Source organism: Parendozoicomonas verongulae (genome assembly GCF_009711465.1).
Classification (GTDB): domain Bacteria; phylum Pseudomonadota; class Gammaproteobacteria; order Pseudomonadales; family Endozoicomonadaceae; genus Sansalvadorimonas; species Sansalvadorimonas verongulae.
On the sequence record NZ_SMME01000861.1, the window covers coordinates 42422 to 62704 of the forward strand.

Annotated in this window: 15 protein-coding genes and 1 pseudogene; 4 read left to right on the top strand and 12 right to left on the bottom strand. The window is 50.2% G+C overall.

The window, feature by feature from the left end:
* Nucleotides 1-42 precede the first annotated feature (42 nt).
* From deoD to E1189_RS17635, 5 genes are all read right to left on the bottom strand, one after another.
* Nucleotides 43-753, bottom strand: coding sequence for a purine-nucleoside phosphorylase (deoD, locus tag E1189_RS17615; RefSeq protein ID WP_155162047.1), 711 nt, complete (start codon nt 751-753; stop codon nt 43-45).
* A gap of 10 nt (nt 754-763) precedes the next feature.
* Entirely contained in the window at nt 764-1990 is a 1227-nt protein-coding gene (locus E1189_RS17620; RefSeq protein ID WP_155162049.1) for a phosphopentomutase, read from the bottom strand.
* Nucleotides 1991-1992: 2 nt separating this feature from the next.
* Nucleotides 1993-3318, bottom strand: coding sequence for a thymidine phosphorylase (gene deoA / locus E1189_RS17625; RefSeq protein ID WP_155162051.1), 1326 nt, complete (start codon nt 3316-3318; stop codon nt 1993-1995).
* A gap of 1 nt (nt 3319) precedes the next feature.
* Nucleotides 3320-4093, bottom strand: coding sequence for a deoxyribose-phosphate aldolase (gene deoC, locus E1189_RS17630; RefSeq protein WP_155162053.1), 774 nt, complete (start codon nt 4091-4093; stop codon nt 3320-3322).
* Between the two features lie 181 nt (nt 4094-4274).
* Nucleotides 4275-5507, bottom strand: coding sequence for a NupC/NupG family nucleoside CNT transporter (locus tag E1189_RS17635; protein WP_155162056.1), 1233 nt, complete (start codon nt 5505-5507; stop codon nt 4275-4277).
* Nucleotides 5508-6015: 508 nt separating this feature from the next.
* Between E1189_RS17635 and E1189_RS17640 the strand changes: the two genes are divergently transcribed.
* Nucleotides 6016-6966: a LysR substrate-binding domain-containing protein gene (locus E1189_RS17640; RefSeq protein ID WP_155162058.1), complete on the top strand. Its 951-nt coding sequence runs from the start codon at nt 6016-6018 to the stop codon at nt 6964-6966.
* Between the two features lie 37 nt (nt 6967-7003).
* Here the strand turns inward: E1189_RS17640 and udp are convergent, their stop codons facing one another.
* Both udp and E1189_RS17650 read right to left on the bottom strand, forming a co-directional pair.
* Entirely contained in the window at nt 7004-7765 is a 762-nt protein-coding gene (gene udp, locus E1189_RS17645) for a uridine phosphorylase (RefSeq protein WP_155162060.1), read from the bottom strand.
* 230 nt (nt 7766-7995) lie between these two features.
* Nucleotides 7996-8208 carry a cold-shock protein gene (locus tag E1189_RS17650; protein ID WP_155162062.1) on the bottom strand — a complete coding sequence of 71 codons (213 nt, stop codon included), beginning with the start codon at nt 8206-8208 and terminating at the stop codon, nt 7996-7998.
* Between the two features lie 371 nt (nt 8209-8579).
* Here E1189_RS17650 and E1189_RS25950 point away from each other — a divergent pair.
* Both E1189_RS25950 and E1189_RS25955 read left to right on the top strand, forming a co-directional pair.
* A pseudogene (locus tag E1189_RS25950) lies at nt 8580-10151 on the top strand (M24B family metallopeptidase); the annotation flags it as partial.
* A gap of 45 nt (nt 10152-10196) precedes the next feature.
* Entirely contained in the window at nt 10197-10382 is a 186-nt protein-coding gene (locus tag E1189_RS25955) for a M24 family metallopeptidase C-terminal domain-containing protein (protein WP_329602104.1), read from the top strand.
* Nucleotides 10383-10478: 96 nt separating this feature from the next.
* Here the strand turns inward: E1189_RS25955 and E1189_RS17665 are convergent, their stop codons facing one another.
* Nucleotides 10479-11894 carry an RING finger protein gene (locus E1189_RS17665; RefSeq protein WP_155162069.1) on the bottom strand — a complete coding sequence of 472 codons (1416 nt, stop codon included), beginning with the start codon at nt 11892-11894 and terminating at the stop codon, nt 10479-10481.
* 203 nt (nt 11895-12097) lie between these two features.
* Between E1189_RS17665 and E1189_RS17670 the strand changes: the two genes are divergently transcribed.
* Nucleotides 12098-12496 (top strand): SET domain-containing protein, encoded by a 399-nt coding sequence (locus E1189_RS17670; protein ID WP_155162071.1) that lies wholly within the window; start codon nt 12098-12100, stop codon nt 12494-12496.
* Between the two features lie 58 nt (nt 12497-12554).
* On the opposite strand, the gene ahpF is transcribed toward E1189_RS17670, so the two are convergent.
* From ahpF to E1189_RS17690, 4 genes are all read right to left on the bottom strand, one after another.
* Nucleotides 12555-14159: an alkyl hydroperoxide reductase subunit F gene (gene ahpF, locus E1189_RS17675; protein WP_155162072.1), complete on the bottom strand. Its 1605-nt coding sequence runs from the start codon at nt 14157-14159 to the stop codon at nt 12555-12557.
* Between the two features lie 114 nt (nt 14160-14273).
* Nucleotides 14274-14837, bottom strand: a complete 564-nt coding sequence (gene ahpC / locus E1189_RS17680; protein ID WP_155162073.1) for an alkyl hydroperoxide reductase subunit C — start codon at nt 14835-14837, stop codon at nt 14274-14276.
* 186 nt (nt 14838-15023) lie between these two features.
* The gene (locus tag E1189_RS17685) at nt 15024-16358 is read right to left on the bottom strand and encodes a TolC family outer membrane protein (protein WP_155162074.1); all 1335 of its coding nucleotides are present in this window, start codon (nt 16356-16358) and stop codon (nt 15024-15026) included.
* A 78-nt stretch (nt 16359-16436) separates the two neighbouring features.
* Complete coding sequence (locus tag E1189_RS17690; RefSeq protein WP_155162075.1) at nt 16437-20255, bottom strand: cadherin-like domain-containing protein; 3819 nt, start codon at nt 20253-20255, stop codon at nt 16437-16439.
* Between the last annotated feature and the right edge of the window lie 28 nt (nt 20256-20283).

A 20283-nucleotide genomic window follows, 5' to 3' on the forward strand; every position in this document is an offset into this window, starting at 1 on the left:
AAACAGTCTCGGCAAAAAGTTAACACAGTAAAAGCTTCAAAATTACAGAGAAGTCACCGCGTTCAGAGACATAACCATCATATCATTGAAGGAGTTCTGACGAGCTTCAGGATCCAGGGCCTCACCGGTACGGATATGGTCACTTACTGTGCAAATAGCCAGGCCGTTGGCACCAAACTCAGCACATACGCCATACAGGCCAGCCGCTTCCATTTCTACACCCAGAATGTTGTACTTTTCCATGGTATCAATCATGGTTTTATCTGGGTTGTAGAACAGATCAGCAGAGAACAGGTTACCCACCTTAATCTGTAAGCCCATCTCACGGGCAGAAGCGACAGCCTTCTCCAGCAGATCAAAATCACAGATCGCAGCGAAGTCGTGATCCTTGAAACGGATACGGTTCACTTTGGAATCAGTGCAAGCCCCCATACCGATAACAACATCACGAACTTTCACATCGTGGGATACCGCACCACAGCTACCGATACGAACAAGATTCTTCACGCCGTATTCAGTGATTAGCTCCTTGTAATAGATGGATGCGGATGGGATCCCCATACCAGAGCCCATTACGGAGATTCTTTTGCCCTTGTATGTGCCAGTGAAACCCAGCATGTTGCGGACGCTGGTCACTTCCCTGGCATCTTCCAGAAAGTTTTCAGCAATGTATTTGGCACGCAGAGGGTCGCCTGGGAGCAGTACGGTTTCTGCGAAAGCACCAGCAGGGGCGTTAATATGGGGAGTCGGCATTGTTAAATCCTCAGATAATCTCTTTCAGGAAACTTTTACCAAATTTGAGTTTTGGCAGGTTGAAGTGTTCTGCAAGGGTTTGTCCCATATCTGCAAAGGTTTCGCGCCCCCCCAAATCCACAGGCTTAACACCTGGGCCAGATACCAGAAGCGGAACATGTTCGCGGGTATGGTCAGAACCAGGCCAGGTTGGATCGCAGCCATGGTCAGCGGTCATCACCAACAGATCACCGGTCTGCAACTTTTCCATCAATTCAGGCAAACGTGCATCAAACTCTTCCAACCCTGCCGCGTAGCCTGCTGCATCACGGCGGTGTCCCCAAGAGGAATCAAAATCAACAAAGTTAGTAAATACCAGCGTGTTGTCACCGGCACGCTCCACCTCTTCCAGCGTTGTATCAAACAGCGCATTCAGACCGGTAGCTTTCACCTTGCGGGTAATTCCCTGATGGGCGAAGATATCGGCAATCTTGCCAACACTCACAACATCGCCACCGGCTTCTGCCAAATGATCCAGCAGTGTTGGTGCCGGCGGCAGTACAGAGAAGTCACGACGATTACCGGTACGGACAAAATCATCCGGGCCAGTACCGATAAATGGACGGGCAATCACACGACCAATATTGTATTCATCCAGCAGCTTGCGGGAAATTTCGCAAAGCTTATAAAGCTTTTCTAGGCCGAACGTTTCTTCGTGGCAGGCAATCTGGAACACACTATCAGCGGAAGTGTAAAAAATTGGCTTGCCGGTGCGCATGTGCTCTTCGCCCAGCTCTTCCAGAATCACTGTGCCGGAGGAGTGGCAATTCCCCAGATAACCGGGCAGATCAGCTTCTTCTACCAGCTTATCGAGCAGCTCCTGAGGGAAGCTGTTTTCATGTTCATGGAAGTAGCCCCAGTCAAACAGAACCGGAACGCCAGCCATTTCCCAATGACCACTGGGAGTGTCTTTACCGCTGGAGATTTCGGCAGCATAGGAATAAGCGCCAGCTGTAGCTGGCGCTTCAGCCATGCCCTGAGCCCATGCACCTGTGGAGTTTTTATGGGCGTGAAGAAGCCCAAGGCTGGTGAGGTTTGGCAGCTTCAGCGGGCCATTGCGATCAATATTTCCACGGCCTTCTGCACATTCCTGCGCAATATGCCCCAAAGTATCCGCGCCGGTATCGCCAAATTTTTCAGCATCAGCTGCGGCACCGATACCGAACGAATCCAGTACCAGAACAATTGCTCTTGGCATCTTTATTCTCCTGTAATGCGCTCATATACAGTAGGCAGTGTTTCTGGGCGCTTATCACTCAGAATCACAGCTTCACGAACCATGCGTGCTGCTTCTTCCCATGCAGCCTCAGAGCCTGCATGGACCACAACCAGAGCCTCGCCCTCTGCAATGTCCTGCCCCAGAGCGCATACTCCTGTTAAACCTACGCTGTAATCCAGCTTATCGGTTGGCGTACGACGGCCACCGCCCATTGCCACAACAGCCAGCCCCATTTGACGGGCATCAACTTCAGCAACATAGCCAGATTTTTCAGCCATAACAGGTTTAATCACATTGGCTTTTGGAAGGTAATGGTCATAACGCTGAACAAAATCTTCCGGACCACCCAGGCCAGCAACCATACGCCCAAAGACATTTGCCGCACGGCCGTCGTCCAGGCAGGCCATCAGCTTGTTGCGAGCCATATCCAGATCTGGTGCCAGATTAGAAGACACCAGCAGCTCTGCACCCAGAGCCATTGTCACTTCCAGCAGGCGTGGGGTACGGTGTTCGCCGGTCAGGAAGCGTACTGCTTCCGCAACTTCCACAGCGTTACCCGCACTGGATGCCAGACACTGACTCATATCGGTCAGCAGAACGGTAGTTTTTACACCAGCGCCTGTCGCCACTTTAGCAATGCTTTCCGCCAGCTCGCGGGACGCTTCGTAGGTTGGCATAAATGCACCGCTGCCAACCTTCACGTCCATAACCAGAGAGTCCAGACCTTCAGCCAGCTTCTTAGCCAGAATTGAGGCAGTGATCAGGTCGATGGATTCTACGGTCGCAGTCACATCACGGATACCGTAAATGCGCTTGTCTGCCGGAGCCAGTTCACCGGTCTGGCTGACGATAGCGACGCCAGTTTCTTTAACAACCTTGCGGAACTGGGTTTCATCAACGGAGGTCTGGTAACCGGGAATACTGTCCAGTTTGTCCAGCGTACCACCGGTATGACCCAGGCCACGGCCAGAGATCATGGGGACATAGCCACCACAGGCTGCCAGCATGGGGCCAAGCATCAGGCTAACAACGTCGCCTACACCTCCGGTAGAATGTTTATCAACGACAGGGCCTTTCAGACCTTCGCTTTCCCAGCTCATAACGATGCCGGAATCACGCATGGCTTTGGTCAGGGCGATACGCTCGTCCATTTCCATACCCTGGAAATAGATAGCCATCGCCAGTGCACCCACCTGCCCTTCGGACACAGTGTTATTGGTGACACCTTGAATAAATGCACTGATGTCGGCTTCTGAGAGCTTATGACCTTCCCGCTTCTGACGAATGACTTCCTGAGGAAGAAACATATCAATAGCCTCCGTTATCAACGTGGCCGTCGTTCAGTCCCAGAGTGTTCAGCAGGTTGGGCAGCAGGCTGCTGGCACCAAAGCGGTAGTGGTTGGAGTTGATCCAGTCAGCGCCCAGAATGTCAGCAGCGATGTCCAGATGCTCTTTAGCGTCTTCAGCAGTGCGCACACCACCGGCTGGCTTAAAGCCAACATCTTTGCCGCTTTCCTTGATAGCCGTCAGCATGATGCGGGCCGCTTCAGGAGTCGCGTTCACTGGCACTTTACCGGTGGATGTCTTGATGAAGTCAGCACCAGCATTGATGGAAATATCGCTGGCTTTACGGATCAGAGCCGGGTCTTTCAGCTCACCGGTTTCGATGATTACTTTCAGCTTAACACCGTGAGTACAGGCTTCCCTGGATGCCTTCACCAGATCAAAACCAATTTTCTCATCACCTTCCATCAGTGCACGATATGGAAACACAACATCCACTTCGTCAGCACCCATGGCAACAGCTTCTGCAGTCTCACGACGAGCCAGTTCCACATCGGCTTTACCGGCTGGGAAGTTGGTGACAGTGGCAACCTTAACGTTGGGCAGGCCGATTTCTTTCAGGGTTTTCTGGGCGATGCCAACAAACTTGGGGTAAACGCACACTGCGGCGGTGTGACCAGCGGGGGTTTTGGAAGATTTGCACAAAGCGACAATACGTTCAACAGTGTCGTCTTCGTTCAGGGAGGTGTTATCCATCAGCTGCAGAGCGAGCTTGCTGGAAGTATTGAGATCAGACATTACAACTTCTCTCCTGTTAACCAGTCCGCAGGCAAAAACGGGCGGCGCTGGTTGAAAAGGTAAAACCGGCCGAGCTCTTCCAATTCCTTTAGAAGACGCTCATCCGGTTTTTATGGTGCTCTGCCGTCTCTAAAGAAGAAAAAGAGCACCGCGCTGTAAACAGTATTTTGAGTACAGCGTATTATAGCGCCAAGAACAGACCGGCGATGGCAGCACTCATCAGGTTAGACAGAGAGCCAGCCAGAACAGCTTTGATACCCATGCGGGCAATGTCGCTGCGACGCTCAGGAGCCATGCTGCCCAGACCACCCAGCAGGATAGCGATAGAGGACAGGTTGGCAAATCCGCACAGCGCAAAAGTGATTACTGCCTGAGAGTGAGCGGACAGCGATTCTTTGATGCTGACGAAATCGATGTAAGCAACGAATTCGTTCAGTACGATCTTCTGACCGATCAGACTACCCGCCTGCAGCATTTCAGATGTCGGGATACCCAGCGCCAGAGCGATTGGGGAGAACAGGTAACCCAGGATCATCTGCAAAGACAGATCAGCGTGACCAAACCAGCCTCCAATGCCGCCCAGCATACCATTAACCATGGCGATCAGAGCGATAAAGGCCAGCAGCATGGCGCCTACGTTAGCCGCCAGGCCCAGACCGGAAGATGCACCTTGTGCAGCAGCATCCAGAACGTTAGCTGGCTTTTCGTCAGCATCCGCATCCATCTGCGCTTGCCTCTTGTCAGAAGTCTCTTCGGTTTCAGGCTTCATAATCTTGGCCATCAGCAGGCCACCGGGAGCAGCCATGAAGCTCGCAGCAACCAGATACTTCAGTTCAACACCCATGCTGGCGTAACCAGCCATAACGGAGCCGGCAACGGAAGCCAGACCACCCACCATAACGGCGAACAGTTCAGATTGGCTCATGTGCTTGATGAAAGGACGTACAACCAGAGGCGCTTCAGTCTGGCCTACGAATACGTTTGCGGTAGCAGACAGAGTTTCAGTACGGCTGGTGCCCAGCACTTTCTGCAGGGCACCGCCCAGAATCTTGATAACAAACTGCATGATGCCCAGATGGTAAAGAACGGCAACAAATGCAGAGAAGAAGATGATGATAGGCAGTACGTGGAACGCGAATATGAAACCACCAGCAGTCGCAGGGCTACCCAGGTGCCCCAGCAGGAAGCCGATACCTTCATTGGTGTAGTTAATAACGTTTTGTACACCACTTACGATAGCGCTCAGAACGGTTTGACCAACAGAGGTAGCAAGAACGAATGCGCCAAGACCGGCTTGAATGGCAAATGCGCCACCAACAGTGCGCCAGTTAATTGCCTTGCGGTTGTCGGACAGCAAAACTGCCAGTGCCAACAGACAGAGAATACCAAAAATACTAAAGCCGATCTGGGCCATAAACCACCCCTGGGTCCTTACAAACCCAATAATTGAATATCATGAATCTCATAGCCGTGTTGGGAGCAGAAGCTTATGCGCCCACAGGCACACGACAGCGGTCAACAATTGACCAAATCTGTACAAGATTCACACACAAAAACTTGGCGCTCATTGTCCACAAACAAATACGAACAACCTTTGATTTGCATCAATCACATGGCTTTTAAAGGGAACTAGGATTTAAGGTTTTTTACTTATTTTTTTTGGAAAAAAAAACCTCACAACATGGGTTGTGAGGTTACAAATATCAGGTATCGCTCGCTCGTTCTGCTCTAACAGATGACCATGATCGAAACAGGGTCACTCTGTTGACACTGGATTCACCCAAATCCGAAAGTGCCATAACAAGCAGAAGAAATTGCCGCCCTGTGCAGCAACGGGGCACATATTAGAGATTTGCCTTGATGAAAAAAAACGCTTTATTTTGTCAGTGCATTCACTTTTTTTGACAGTTGACTTACATCTAATGATTCAGACAGAGACACTGCAGATTGTTCAAATGGTTGCCCACTTCGGTAACTTCACCATTGCCGCCAGGCATCTGCATAAAGTTCCATCCGCCATCAGTTACACCATTCGCAAAGTGGAAGATGAACTTGGTGTTCAGCTCTTCATCAGAGACAGCCGCCGGGTAGAACTAACCCCTGCCGGTGAACACTTTGTTGAACAGGGCCGTAAAATTCTTGGAGATCTGGCTGAGCTGGCCTGCACAACCACTCAGATTGCCACAGGAGTCGAGGCAGAGCTGTACATCGCTCTGGACAACGTCATCAATCAGGGGGCCATTCAACCTCTTATCGACGAGTTCAAAAATCAGTTCCCAGATACTCGCCTGCATATCATCAGCGAAGTCTACATGGGCGGCTGGGACGCTCTCTTCCACAATCGGTGCCAACTGGTGATTGGAGCACCGGTGACAATTCCGGAAGAAGTGAGTGCAAGCTCTAAGTTTGATTCTCGGGCAATGGGACCGCTTGAGTGGCAGCTTGTGATGTCTCCCGATCACCCTCTGGCTGATAATACAGATGCACCACTGTCAGCCAGAGACTTTGCAGGGTACACGACCATTGTTGTTGGTGACTCTGCCCGAGTTCTACACCACGGTGGCGACAGCCTTGCCAAATTCGGCAGGGTGCTTGTCGTCCCCAACTTTCGTCAAGCCATGTACAGCGCAGCGAAAGGCATCGGCGTGACTATGGTACCGACTCACTTTGCAGAGCATTTTTTAAGGCAGGGTGAACTGATCACTCGTCCGGCACCTGAGCTGGAATATAACCGTAAATGCCTGATGGCCTGGAACAAGGAAAACATGGGTGCAGGATTGAAGTGGTGCCTGAAATGGCTGGGTAAAGAAAAGAAACTGACCAAACACTGGCTCAGATATCGGGAGGGTATGGGAATGATTGACATCTCTTAACAACACCCTCCCCTGCAAGGGGAGGGTAAAACGCTTCTTAGCTATTCAGCAAAATGCGCGCAGCATCCACAACAATATTCACCGCATGAGATTCGGTTCTTGCCATCAACTGTGCATCAGGAATTTCCTGCTGGGTGCGATTAACAATAACACCCGCCACACAGCCGGCACGCAAGCCCAAAGCTGCACACATAGTCAGCAGGGTTGCGGATTCCATTTCATAGTTGAGCACACCCAGGTTCTGCCATTCATTCATGGAGCCCTGATACTTACGAATGACATAACCACGCAAAGTGTCGTAGCGTTCCTGCCCAGGGTAGAAGGTATCGGACGACGCAGTAATACCAGTGCGATAGGTCACACCTCGATCACGCGATGCCATTACCATGGCATTGGCACATTCAAAGTCGGCAACAGCTGGGTACTCCAGTGGTGCAAAGTGCTGGCTGGCACCGTCCAGGCGTACAGAGCCGGTGGTCACGATGACACTGCCAACATCAATATCTTCCTGAATCGCACCAGTGGTGCCGACACGCAGGAAGGTACGAATACCCAGCTGGGCCAGTTCTTCAACCGCAATAGATGTGGAAGGGCCACCGATACCGGTGGAACAGACGATGACGGCGTTATCACCAATATAGGCACGCCAGATGGTATATTCCCGATGGCTGCACAGATGCTCTGCACGATCCATAAGCTCAGCAATTTTCTTAACGCGCTCAGGATCACCGGGAACAATAGCCAGCTCTGCGCCCTGCAGGTCTGCCTTTACTAAACCAAGATGAAAAACATCAGACATGGAGTACTCCTTCGCCTCTTCTGACGTATGAATTTCACGTAATGATAAGCTATAAGTACCCGTACCATTACTTTCGCATAGTCTGGCGGCGTCATCATTATGCGAAAGCAATGGTCCGGGCACTTAAGTGCCGAAATTGAACAAGAAGAGAAAATCAAAATAATAAAGCTGGCATATTTAACACCAGCTTTATCAGGAACGGAAAGAAATCAAATCACCTGAAAACAGGTTTAGATAACTTCAATGTTCTCAGCCTGAGGACCTTTCTGGCCTTGAGTAACGTTGAACTTCACACGCTGGCCTTCAACCAGTGTACGAAAGCCACTGCCAACAATAGCGCGAAAATGAGCAAAAACGTCAGGTCCGTTATCCTGCTCAATGAAGCCATAACCCTTGGATTCGTTAAACCACTTTACGGTTCCGGTAGTCTCAGACTCAGCCATCTCTATTACCCTGTTTTCCTATAACAGTTTTGATTTATTCAGCAATTGTATGGTCAGACCATACAATTGCCCGTTTAAAGTCTTTATTGCTTATTTTCTCACTTATAAAACAGGACGAAGCGCGGATACTGAGATCATCTAACCATCGCAATGCATATAAGCTCACTAAGCCAGTAATGATTATATACAGTATCAATCCACTGGCAACGGAATTTTTATAACCGTTCTCCCAGACAAAACCTTTACACCAGTGCTTTAAAGAATTTGATTTACAACATTTTCTACATAGAGCCTTATCCGTAAAATAACAGAATTTGGCTACAAAACGACCTCCACCGGTTTCACATCCGGACACGAAGGAAGAGTACACTATGTCATCCGCAGTACAGCAGCGCGTTGCATCCATCCGGAACTATCTCCACGAGCACAATCTGGATGCCTTTATCCTGCCAACCGCCGACCCGCATCTGGGCGAATATCAGGCCACTGACGTTCTGCGCGTCAACTGGCTCAGCGGTTTTCATGGTGAAAACTGCATCGTGGTGATCAGCCGAGAAAAAGCTGGCATCTTCGTTGATGGCCGCTTTACTGTTTCTGTAAAGCAGGAAGTGCCTGCTGACGTTTTCGATTACATGGACATCGACAACGATTGCCACCTGAACTGGATCATGGAGCAACTGCCTGCCGCTGGTCGTGTAGGTGTTGACGCCTCCCTATTCAACATCGGCTGGTACAAAAATGCCGAAGCCGTATTGGCCAAGCAGAACCACGAACTGGTTTCCCTGCCAGAAAACCCTGCAGACCTGTTCTGGGAAGATCGCCCGGCAGCACCAGATGCCGCTATCGAACTGTTCCACAGCGCTGGCGAAAACAGCACCGAAAAACGCCAGAAACTGGCCACTCAAATGCAGGCTGAAGGACTGTCTGGCATGGTCCTGACCCAGCCTGAAGATACCAACTGGCTGGTCAACATCCGTGGCGCCGATATCCCTTACGTGCGCACCACCCTGAGCTTCGGCAGATAGCAAAACGACGGCACACTGGAACTGTTTATCGATACCGCCCGTCTCCCAGAAGGCTTTGCCGAGTGGGCTGGAGAGGGAGTAAATACTTACAACATCGCACAGATGTCTGATGTTCTGCCCAGGCTCATCAGTAGCGAAAGCACAGTGTATCTGGCTCCTGGCGAAACCAACGCCTGGCTGTACAACCTGGTGAGCGATGCTGGCGCCAGGATTATTGAAGGCCGTAACCTCTGTGCCCTGCACCGCGTTTGCAAGAACGAAGTGGAACTGGAAGGTATGCGCGGCGCCCACATTCAGGATGGCATCGCCGTCACTCGTTTCCTGGCCTGGGTTGATCGTGAAGTGGAAGCAGGTAATCCCCACAACGAAGAAACCTTCGCCCAGAAGCTACTGGAATACCGTGAAGGTGTAGAAGGCTTCCTCGCACCTTCCTTCGGCAGCATCTCCGCCTTTGGCCCTAACGCAGCCATGTGCCACTACCACCACGATCCAGAAAACTGTCGATCACTGGGGCAGGATGGCATGTACCTGATCGACAGCGGCGGCCACTACAACAACGGCGGCACCATCTGTGGTACAACCGACATCACCCGTACTGTAAAAGTGGGCGATGCATCCGACCACGAACGCCACATGTTCACACTGGTTATGAAAGGTCACATTGCTGTGGATCAGGCCCGCTTCCTACCCGGCAACCGTGGCGAACAGATTGATATGCTGGCCCGTCAGCCCCTGTGGCAGGAAGGCTACAACTTCGACCACGGCACCGGCCACGGTATCGGACACTGTCTGTCTGTTCACGAATTCCCAACCCGCATTCGTACTGGCGCCGGGGAAGGCGGTGTAATAGAGGAAGGCATGTGCATGAGTAACGAGCCGGGCTACTATCTGGAAGACGGATTTGGTATTCGTCTGGAAAACATTATTGCTGCACGTAAAGCAGACCTGCCGGGCGACCGTGAAATGCTGGAGTTTGAAGTCATCACTTTTGTACCTTTCGACACCCGCCTGCTGGAAGTGGAAATCCTGACCGATGCTGAAAAGCAGTGGCTGAACAACTACCACAGTGCCTGTTTCGAGAAAATTGCTCCTGCACTGAATGACGAAGATCGCGCATGGCTGGAGAACGCAACGCGCCCTATCGCTTGATAGCTGCTGGCATCATTCAAATAAGGTTCGCACTGTGCGGGCCTTATTTTCTCTCGCTATCATGTGCTCGCCTGTCGTAGTCAGCTCTTCGGTTTCTTAACGCCCTCTAACGAGCTGGGTAAAAAAGACCTCCATTTTAATATAAAACACTTCTCCATCGGCTTGTTCATTGTTTCTGAAAAATTCATGAAACTCAGCTAACCCCTCATACTCTGCGTATATCTCAGACCTGTTGATTCGGATCCTCTCTTGATCTATCTGCCTGTTGGAAAGTTGAACGACGGCGACACATTGGTTATCACGTTTCCGGATTAACCGCACATTAATATATCCACCCTTGGGTAAAGAAGTGCCCCTACTATTATCGAAGTCAAAATATATCAGCCCTTCCTTAATAATAATCTCTACTTGTAGATCTTCACTACACACCTTGTTGCAGTTGAGCAATGTAGTAGAAATCCAGTTACCAGCCTCATGCCCTTCTTGTGCAGTAAAGCGGGGGGATTTGAAAATTTCATCGGGAATATTTTTCACTTGCTCTTGCAAAACCTCCTCTGCCTGTGATCGCAGGCGACTATATAAATGCTGCGATACATCACACAGAGTTGTTCGTGCACCTTCTGCAACCGGAAGGTTGTTAATGGCCCTCTGATCCCTGAAACTCTGTATTGGATGAGCTTCCTCCCTGCAATATGGGCAACGATTTTTGGCTTTTACCAGACAGTTTTTACAGTAAACCTGCTGACAACAACTCGTCTGAACCGGGTTTACAAAAAGTCGCATACATAGATCGCACTGTAACTTCTGTGGTACAGGAATCGCTATGGGAATCCGCATTTCGGGAACAATAACCGTAAGATACTCCACGTCAGGCTGGATCTCGCCTTGCGGCGGTCTCCGAAGCTGTACATTTGTTGCTACGGTCTGGCACTGATTTTCAGGCAAATCATCATTCGGTTTCCCGGATTCCACTGTATCAGGGCTTACATCGACATCAGGTAAATCATCATTCACCCCCCCGATCTCCACTTCATCAGGGTTTACATCCACATGCAATGCAGCGGCCTGGCATGGGGCTGGAATAGTGGCAGGCTGGCGTTCTTTATCAGGGTCTTCATCACCTTGTCCAAAACAGCTGGCATACAAACTGCGAATACCTGCCCCCAGAAAACTAAACGCTCCCGAACTACCCGATGCCTGTCCTTTATCAGAATTCGTTTCTTCACTGTTTTGAGAAGTTCTCCCACTCCCTCCGCTCCCTCCACCGGCCAGTAACATAAAAGGAATGTGCCCGCTGGAAACATCGACCTGCCTGGACATAGGTAATGACAAAAAGGCTTGTAGATTATTAGCAGATAAGGGCAGGGCGGAGTGGTAACAACTACCGGCCATGGCGGCTGCACTTGTAAAAAGTAATACGTACAGCAGACACTGGGGCAGTGACGCAGAGACCAAAACAACTATATCGCCACGAAACTTAGAATGAATAACTAATTTATTGTTTTGTTTCATAATCCGTGACGAACTATAGCATATTGTCATTTGTAGTACTTCGTGTCACCAGGTTCGCGACACAGTCTGGATGACAAACTGCGATACTGCCATCAGGTTCAACCTAAAGACTAAGCAAGCCACAAAAAGCTGATTTAAGTACCCGGACCATCGACGTATACTGACCAACCATTACCTTACAAACACAATAACAAAGGTAACCTATGCTCTACATCTCCAGCATTATCGGAAAAGGCCGTGGTGTATTAACCAGCAAGAAGATTGAAAGGGACACCGTTATCGAGCGTTGCCCGATAATTATTCTGCCGCCAGACGATGTAGCTAACCTGCGCAAAACCGAGCTGAACAATTATTATTTCTGCTGGGGAAGTAAACAGGAAAGTGCAGCTATCGCTTTGGGCATGGGTTCTATTTATAACCACTCTTACACGCCCAATGCCTTGTATCGTCCGTGTCAGGATGAACAGGTTCTGGAAATTGTCGCGATCAAGAAAATCCTGCCCAATGATGAAATCACTATCAATTACAACGGCAGCCCGAATGATCAATCGCCATTATGGCAGGGTGAAGGGGAAGAGAATCAGATTGAGTGGCAGAAGTGAATGAAGCAAAAAAGGCTCCTTCCCTTGCTAGAGGAGGAGCCTTTTTAATGAGCGAAGCTTAGGCAGCTTCGTCTGTCACGGAAGGTTCCGGAGTACGAATCAGGTAGTCAAACGCACCCAGAGAGGCACCGGCACCGCTGCCCATCGCGATAATGATTTGCTTGTACGGTGCGGTAGTTACATCACCGGCTGCGAACACACCAGGTACTGAGGTCTGACCACGTTCGTCGACAATAATCTCGCCACGGGGAGACAGTTCAACAACGCCCTTCAACCATTCGGTGTTAGGTACCAAACCGATCTGAACAAAGATGCCTTCCAGCTCAATATTCACCAGCTCATCGGTTTCACGGTTTTTGTAAACCAGACCTGTCACTTTCTCGCCATTGCCCTGCACTTCTGTTGTTAAGGCATTGGTAATGATCTCTACATTGGGCAGAGAGCGCAGTTTCTTCTGCAGTACCTCATCAGCACGGAGCTTGGTATCAAATTCCAGCAGTGTCACTTTGGCAACGATACCTGCCAGATCAATAGCTGCTTCCACGCCGGAGTTACCGCCACCAATTACTGCCACTCGCTTACCTTTGAACAGTGGGCCATCACAGTGTGGGCAGTAGGCGACACCTTTGCCACGATATTCCTGCTCACCAGGAACATTCATTTCTCTCCAGCGGGCACCGGTAGACAGTATCACTGAGCGACTGGAAACTGTTGCGCCGTTTTCCAGTTCCACATCAATCAGGCCACCCACCTCTGTTGCAGGCTTGAGCACTTTGGCCATCTGACCGGTCATAATATCCACGTCGTAATCTTTAACGTGCTGCTCAAGGTTGGCGACCAGCTTGGGGCCTTCCGTTTCTTTTACGGAGATAAAGTTTTCGATGGCCATGGTGTCCATCACCTGACCACCAAAGCGGTCTGCCACCAAACCTGTCCGAATGCCTTTACGGGCAGAGTAAACCGCTGCCGCTGCACCGGATGGGCCACCACCGACAATCAGAGTATCGAACGAGGCTTTGCTGTTAATGGTTTCCGCTTCCCGCTTGCCTGCGTTCTTATCAATCTTCTTTACAATATCTTTCAGACTGATACGCCCCTGGGCAAAGCTTTCTCCATTCAGGAATACGGAGGGCACAGCCATCACTTTACGCTCGTCCACTTCATCCTGGAACAGCGCGCCATCAATCATGGTGTGACGGATTTTCGGGTTCAGTGCCGCCAGCAGGTTCAGTGCCTGTACAACTTCAGGGCAGTTCTGGCAGGACAGAGAAATATAAGTTTCAAAGTTCAGCTCACTGTCCAGCCCTTTCACCTGTTCCATCAGCTCGGCTTCCAGCTTCGGGTCATGGCCACCGGTATGGAGCAGAGCCAGTATCAGGGAGTTAAATTCGTGCCCCATGGGCACACCGGCAAAATGAATACCGGCTGATTCGCCTTGCCTGCGAATAGCGATAGACGGAACACGTGCATTGGCAGTGTCACCGGCAACGACTGTAATGTTGTCGCTTAGTTCCGCCAGTTCATGTGCAAGGGTCTTTAATTCTTTGGACTTTGCAGAAACCTCAGCGGATAAAGAATCATCAACAAACGCAACAATCTCAACTGTGCGGCTAATGTTCTGAAAGTAAGTTGACAGTTGTTGTTTAAGACTTGCGTCCAGCATGATGCTCTCCACTACTCCTGTAAAAAATTGTACGACAGGAAATATAATAATAAGGGTAAAAATCCCAGAGCTTTGCTTGCTGCCACAAAGCCCCGGGGTATTGCAGATTAAAACTTAGATCTTACCAACCAGGTCCAGAGAAGGAGCCAGAGTTTCTTCACCTGGCTGCCATGCTGCTGGGCAAACTTCACCGTCGTGCTCAGCTACGTACTGTGCAGCCTGGATCTTGCGGATCAGCTCTTTAGCGGAGCGGCCAATGCCCAGATCGTTGGTTTCTACAACCTTGATAACGCCTTCTGGGTTCATAACGAAGGTGCCGCGCAGTGCCAGGCCATCTTCTTCAATCATTACTTCAAAGTTACGAGTGATAGCACCTGTTGGATCGCCGATCATTGGGAACTTGATCTTGCTGATAGTGTCGGAGCTGTCGTGCCATGCTTTGTGAGTGAAGTGAGTGTCGGTGGACACGGAGTACACTTCAACGCCCATAGCCTGCAGCTTCTCGTAGTGATCAGCCAGATCGCCCAGCTCAGTTGGGCAAACGAAGGTGAAGTCGGCTGGGTAAAAGAATACAACAGACCACTTACCCTTCAGATCTTCTTCAGTTACAGAGATGAAGTCACCGTTGTGAAAAGCGGTAGCGGAGAATGGCTTGATTTCTTGGTTTACCAGAGACATTTAACTTTCCTCGTTAGGGTCTAAATAACTACTTGCCTTGTGTTCGAGATAAATCTTATGTCGGGAACAAAGTTTAAAGAAATGAATTGCACTTATTACGCCGATAGCAAAACCCTATATGGCACGTATGAACCAAATAAACCGGGCGGCATATGCCGCCCTGCCGTTCTATACGTGCTATACGTGCTATACGCCACAGGCGTTATGAGCAGGTAATGTTGCCTTCAGAGAGCTGACCAGAGAGCCTGTACTCTGCAGCAGGCGATAGCGATTATAGGCCAGATCATAGCGGGCATTGAGCTCACTCTGGCGAGCAGAGAAGTATTCGTTCTGGCTATCCAGCAAATCCAGCAGGGTGCGGGAGCCAATCATAAACTGCTTATCGTACAGATCACGGGAACGGCTGGCCTGTTTTACGTGTTCAGCCAGTGGCGACAAACGCTTCTCCCCAAACTCTACGGCAATCCAGGCAAAGCGTACCTCCTCTTCCACCTGACGCTGGGCACGGTTTTTGATTTCAATAGCTTCGTTCATCAAACGGCTGGTTTGCTCCCTGCGGGCCTTATCAGCTCCGCCGTTAAACAGGTTGTAGGTCATATTGAGTTTTGCGGTGTGGGTATAGTTGTCGTCTTTACCGCCGTTGGCATCGCTGTTCCAGTCTGCTCCCACTTCCAATTCAAAGCGAGGCATAAAGGCGCTCTTGGAAGCATCGTATTGAGCTTCTGCTGCTTGAATGTCTGCCGCCGCCAGACGCAATACCGGATGATTGCTGTTAGCTTGTGAAAGCGCAGCCTCCAGACTCACCGGCAAGGACGCAGGGACTTCGGGCATAATGAACGACTTGGGCAGGTTACCCACAACTCGCTGATACTGGGTTTTTGCATCCCGCAGCACAGATTCCGCACTGATCTCATTGGCTTTGGCCAGCACCAGACGGCCTTCTGCCTGAGCCACATCCGCTTCATTGCTTCGGCCTTTGGCACCTTGTTTGCGAATCAGCTCAACCACCCGCTCGTGCTCGCTGACATTCTCTTTCGCCAGAGCCACGACGGTTTCCTGACGCAGCACATTGATATAGGTTTGGGATACCGACAGGGCGACATCCTCCGCTGCCGAGCACACATCGTGGAATGCTGAGGCCTGCCGGGCTGTCTGGCGGGCCACTTCGCTGTCTACTGCAAAGCCATCAAACAACATCTGCCGTGCGACGATGGAGGCGTCCCGGCGGGTACGGTTTTTGTCCTTCCCCCCTGTTTGCCCGCGCTGTTCATAAAGGCCGATAGTTGTGCTGTTACGGGTATTTTCATAGCCAACCCCGCCTCGAAAATCGACAGTTGGCAGATAACCCGCCCTGGCCTGCTTTACTTCAAAGTGCCGGGCGTCAGCCTCAGCCGTGCGAATAAGAATGTCTGGATTCGTCGCCAGTGCTTCGTTTACAGAGTCCAGCAGAGAACCGGCCTGCAGTGTGGTGGAAAGAAGCAGCAGCCCAATCCCCGAGAGCTTGAGTGTGTTGAGAGACATCCTGTACCTACCCTGTTCTATTTATTTAATGTGCGTTTATTGTTGATTCGAATTATCTGACCTCGCCAGCGGGCATGATCAGACAATAATCTGCCCATTGGCGATGAGCTGCATCAGGACATCATCTGTGTCCGAGCCATGATTATCCCAATCACTTACACCAGTGAGTTTTACTTTCAGTGTTTGCTCTGTGCCATTATCAAACACCAGTGTTGTTGTATTCGCACCAGTATCAACCTGTGCTGACATTCCCCCAGCCTTTAGGGCAGCTAAAAGGCCAGCTTCATCTACATCATTCAAGTTAGGCAGGCCATTAACTTCCTCGTAAATCTGACTGTCAGTCAGTTCAATGAGGTTAGAGATATCCAGAAAATCTCTACCATCAGCATCCAGGCCTGCAACAGTAAAGTCTGTTATTTCATCAAGCTGTGCCGTACCTGAAACAATCAGATCAGAAAGATTAAACTGGAACGTATCGTTACCACTTCCTCCCGTCAGGACATCATCCCCCTGCCCACCAATCAGCACATCACTACCAGCCCCAGATACCAGAAGATCATTACCATCTGTTCCGATAACCAGATCATCTGCCGACATATCGTAATTAACATCAGGGTTGAAACTGACCAGTTTGGTATTACTGGTGAGAGTACCGACATCAACAACGGCATATGAGATCTCGCGAGGATTAGTTCCCAAGGGGTTGAGATTACCAATCCCAACACTGTTGAGGAGTTGCTTGTAAACAGACAGCTCTGCATCACCGGAGAAATGAATGGCACTGTTTTTATTATCATATTCAACATGAATGCCATTTGAGCTTGCCAGATTCTTTGCCGTGTTATCCAGCAGGAGCAGGTCTCCTTTCTGGGCAAGACGAATAGCCACGGTGGCCTCGGCAATAATATTGCCATCATCTGTAATTTCTAATTTCGATGCTAACGGTGATGTACTGTAGCCTTGAATCGATACTCTGAACACAAAGTCTTCAAGGTCCCAGTCCGGCCTATCTGTAGTCAGCAAGTCTTCAAAGCCAATAATCAACTCACTGTCATCACCATTATTTATACCAGAGCGAACGTGCGTTGCTCCATCTGTAGCCAGGTTTGAGTAGGATGCATGAACCACCGGAGCAGTTAAAACAACACCATTGCCCTGAGGATTCAGCTCCGTGCCAGATGCGTAGTACACCAGCTTTACATCTGTGTCTGAAGTCACAGCCAGCTCCGCCTTTAGAGTCCCGGCATGGGCCGATTTTTCAAAGCGGACAAAGCCAATACCCTGATCGACTTTCTTAAGATAAGGGCTATCTGCTGTATTGTTTAAACCATTCTGGACAAGGAAGAAGCCAATTTCGCCCTCGGACAAGTTCGGAATAACCAGCTTTTGTTCTTCTTTGGCAAAATTGGAGTCATACCAGATAGGTGTGGTTTGGGTAATGCGATCATTATTGTCTCCATCCACAACATACCAACCGATCACATTCGAGAAACCTGCACTCTCACTGATGAATTGTGCCGTCATCTGGCTGGGGCCTGAGAGAGAAAGCTGTGAAGGGGAGACTCCATTTGCATGCTGTGCACCTGAAGTAGGGGAGCTTGGATAGGAAGGGCCAGTAAACATTTTATCCGTAGCCGGGCTAACTACCACCGCTCCGTCTGCCCCAGATACAACAGGAGGATCATTGACAGGAGTCACATCCAAAGTAACGGTGGCATCATCGAAGCTGCCGCTATTGCCATCACTTACAGTATAAGTAAACGTCAGTGAACCTGATGGGTCAGTTCCATCGTGCTGGAATGAAAATGATCCGTCATTGCTCACCGTCAACAGCCCTTGCTCAATATCAACAATAGCTTTATCACTGGTATCAAATACAAGATTAATGCCGTTGATCGCAGTAATAGAGAGCGTTTCACCATCACCATCGGTGTCACGACCATCACCCGTATCGTCATTGACAAGATGACCTGTCAACAGTGCGCCTTCGAGAAGGGTGTACTGATTGTCACTCGCTTCTGGCAAGTCTGGTTCTGATACAACCTTAATTGTGACGATTGCAGTATCTGTATGGCCATCCGCATCGGACAACGTGTAGGTAAACGACTCTGTACCAAAGAAGTCTGGATCGGGGGTAAAGAGGTAAGAACCATCGGCCGCAATAAGCAGTGCACCGTTACCGGTGTCTATGGGGTTGAGCGCATTCACCGGCTGCCCGTTCACGTGGGTAACCGCCAGGCCGGCAACAGCTGCAAAGTTGCCAAGAACATCGGAGTGACTCAGCGCCTCACTGTATAAGCGGAACTCACTCACATGCCCCTTGAAAGGCGCCACAACAATGTTTGCGGGGTTACCACTGCCATCAACGGCCAATGGTTCCCCATTGATAAAGATGGGGTCATCGGTTGCCGTGTCAACATCATACGCTCCCCCAAGGCCAGCATCATCACCACCTGTCCAGTCCCGAAGGTTTGCCGGTGTTGCGTCCTGTGCGACCAGTGAGCCATTCACATATAAGCGCAACTCCCCTGGTGACCCATTCGGGCCGAAGTCAGCCACGGCAGTGAGTTGTACAAACTCTGTCGTTGGATCGATACCCAGTTCAGCCAGGTCGTAAGATAATGCGACCTGAGTACTGACAGGAGGAGTGGTGTCCTCTACGACGAAGTACAGCTTAGTGCCCTGCAGGAGAATCGCAGTCCCGTCTGCCGCTCCTCCAGTTTCATACAAAAACATATACTGATCGGCTGGAACAGATCCATCCGCTTTAAACCAGACTTCCAGAGTGGCATCACCCTGCGTGGGGTCCGTCGACATATCATGGGGAGATTGCGCTTTCGCTGATGAGCTGCTCCCATCAAACCGGTAGGCGTGATTAATACCCTCAAACTTAGAGGTGACTGCCTCCCGGGTCACCCCGACTAAATCCCAGTCCATGTCACCCGATTTGGCGGTTCCTGAACCGGTATTTTCCCACTGGCTATTGCCATCGGTGTCATCCTGCACACGATACTCAAGTATCGCTCCCGCTTTTACCTGGCCTGCCGATGGATGGGTATCGCTGTCTGCCGTGCCATCCGTCACAATATTTCCGGATACAGAACCATCCTCCTGTACCGTGTAGCTATTGTTGGTAGCAATGATTTGTGCACCGGTCACTTCGACAGTAATGGGAATGCTGCTTTCCTCAGAATCATTATTTCCCTGCTCAACAGCATTGCCCGATAAGGTGAGAGTGAATGTTTCGGACAGGTTGCTTATAGAGACCTTCATTTGCAGGTTGCTGTAATCCCACCCCAGAATATCTGCCGATGTATTGCCTGCCGACGCGACAAACACATTCACACCGTCGGAGAGTATTGCACCGACAGGCAGGTTATCGAGTGTGAGTGTGTGAACTTCAGAACCATCCTGATCATCAAAGGATGCTGAGATATCCTTCAGTTTGATGAACTCGCCTTCCTTGCCGGAATTGGTGGCCTCGGCGGATAGTATGGGTTTGTCGGCTATTGGGGTGACATTCACATTTAAGGTATAAGTATCTGCGCTGAATCTTTCTCCGTCGCCTACCTCAAACGCTATGCCTGCATAATTATCACCGCTTTCATGCCGAGACGGAGTAAAGCGTAACTTTCCGGCATCCAGATCTGTAGCACTGACTTCCTGATTTTCTACAACCACTACCCAGTTGGGGGCAGCGACTGTTCCCTGGTTGTATTCAAGAAGACCATGACTGGGCAGTGTGATGATTTTAACCGCAGCTAAAGAAGAACTTTCTTCATCGCTATAGGTGCCGAAATCACTGGAGCCAAGCACCTTGGCAATATCTTCGTCTGTTGAAACGACATCATCTGTAGAGGATGGCGCGTCGTTCACATTGGTCAGCTCGATCGCCACGCTCGCGGTATCACCGGTCGTCACGAAG

Excerpts from the sequence above, each read along its gene's own strand:
- deoD (WP_155162047.1), bottom strand. The coding sequence starts at position 753 with ATGCCGACTCCCCATATTAACGCCCCTGCTGGTGCTTTCGCAGAAACC.
- E1189_RS17620 (WP_155162049.1), bottom strand. The coding sequence starts at position 1,990 with ATGCCAAGAGCAATTGTTCTGGTACTGGATTCGTTCGGTATCGGTGCC.
- deoA (WP_155162051.1), bottom strand. The coding sequence starts at position 3,318 with ATGTTTCTTCCTCAGGAAGTCATTCGTCAGAAGCGGGAAGGTCATAAG.
- deoC (WP_155162053.1), bottom strand. The coding sequence starts at position 4,093 with ATGTCTGATCTCAATACTTCCAGCAAGCTCGCTCTGCAGCTGATGGAT.
- E1189_RS17635 (WP_155162056.1), bottom strand. The coding sequence starts at position 5,507 with ATGGCCCAGATCGGCTTTAGTATTTTTGGTATTCTCTGTCTGTTGGCA.
- E1189_RS17640 (WP_155162058.1), top strand. The coding sequence starts at position 6,016 with ATGATTCAGACAGAGACACTGCAGATTGTTCAAATGGTTGCCCACTTC.
- udp (WP_155162060.1), bottom strand. The coding sequence starts at position 7,765 with ATGTCTGATGTTTTTCATCTTGGTTTAGTAAAGGCAGACCTGCAGGGC.
- E1189_RS17650 (WP_155162062.1), bottom strand. The coding sequence starts at position 8,208 with ATGGCTGAGTCTGAGACTACCGGAACCGTAAAGTGGTTTAACGAATCC.
- E1189_RS25955 (WP_329602104.1), top strand. The coding sequence starts at position 10,197 with ATGCTGGAGTTTGAAGTCATCACTTTTGTACCTTTCGACACCCGCCTG.
- E1189_RS17665 (WP_155162069.1), bottom strand. The coding sequence starts at position 11,894 with ATGAAACAAAACAATAAATTAGTTATTCATTCTAAGTTTCGTGGCGAT.
- E1189_RS17670 (WP_155162071.1), top strand. The coding sequence starts at position 12,098 with ATGCTCTACATCTCCAGCATTATCGGAAAAGGCCGTGGTGTATTAACC.
- ahpF (WP_155162072.1), bottom strand. The coding sequence starts at position 14,159 with ATGCTGGACGCAAGTCTTAAACAACAACTGTCAACTTACTTTCAGAAC.
- ahpC (WP_155162073.1), bottom strand. The coding sequence starts at position 14,837 with ATGTCTCTGGTAAACCAAGAAATCAAGCCATTCTCCGCTACCGCTTTT.
- E1189_RS17685 (WP_155162074.1), bottom strand. The coding sequence starts at position 16,358 with ATGTCTCTCAACACACTCAAGCTCTCGGGGATTGGGCTGCTGCTTCTT.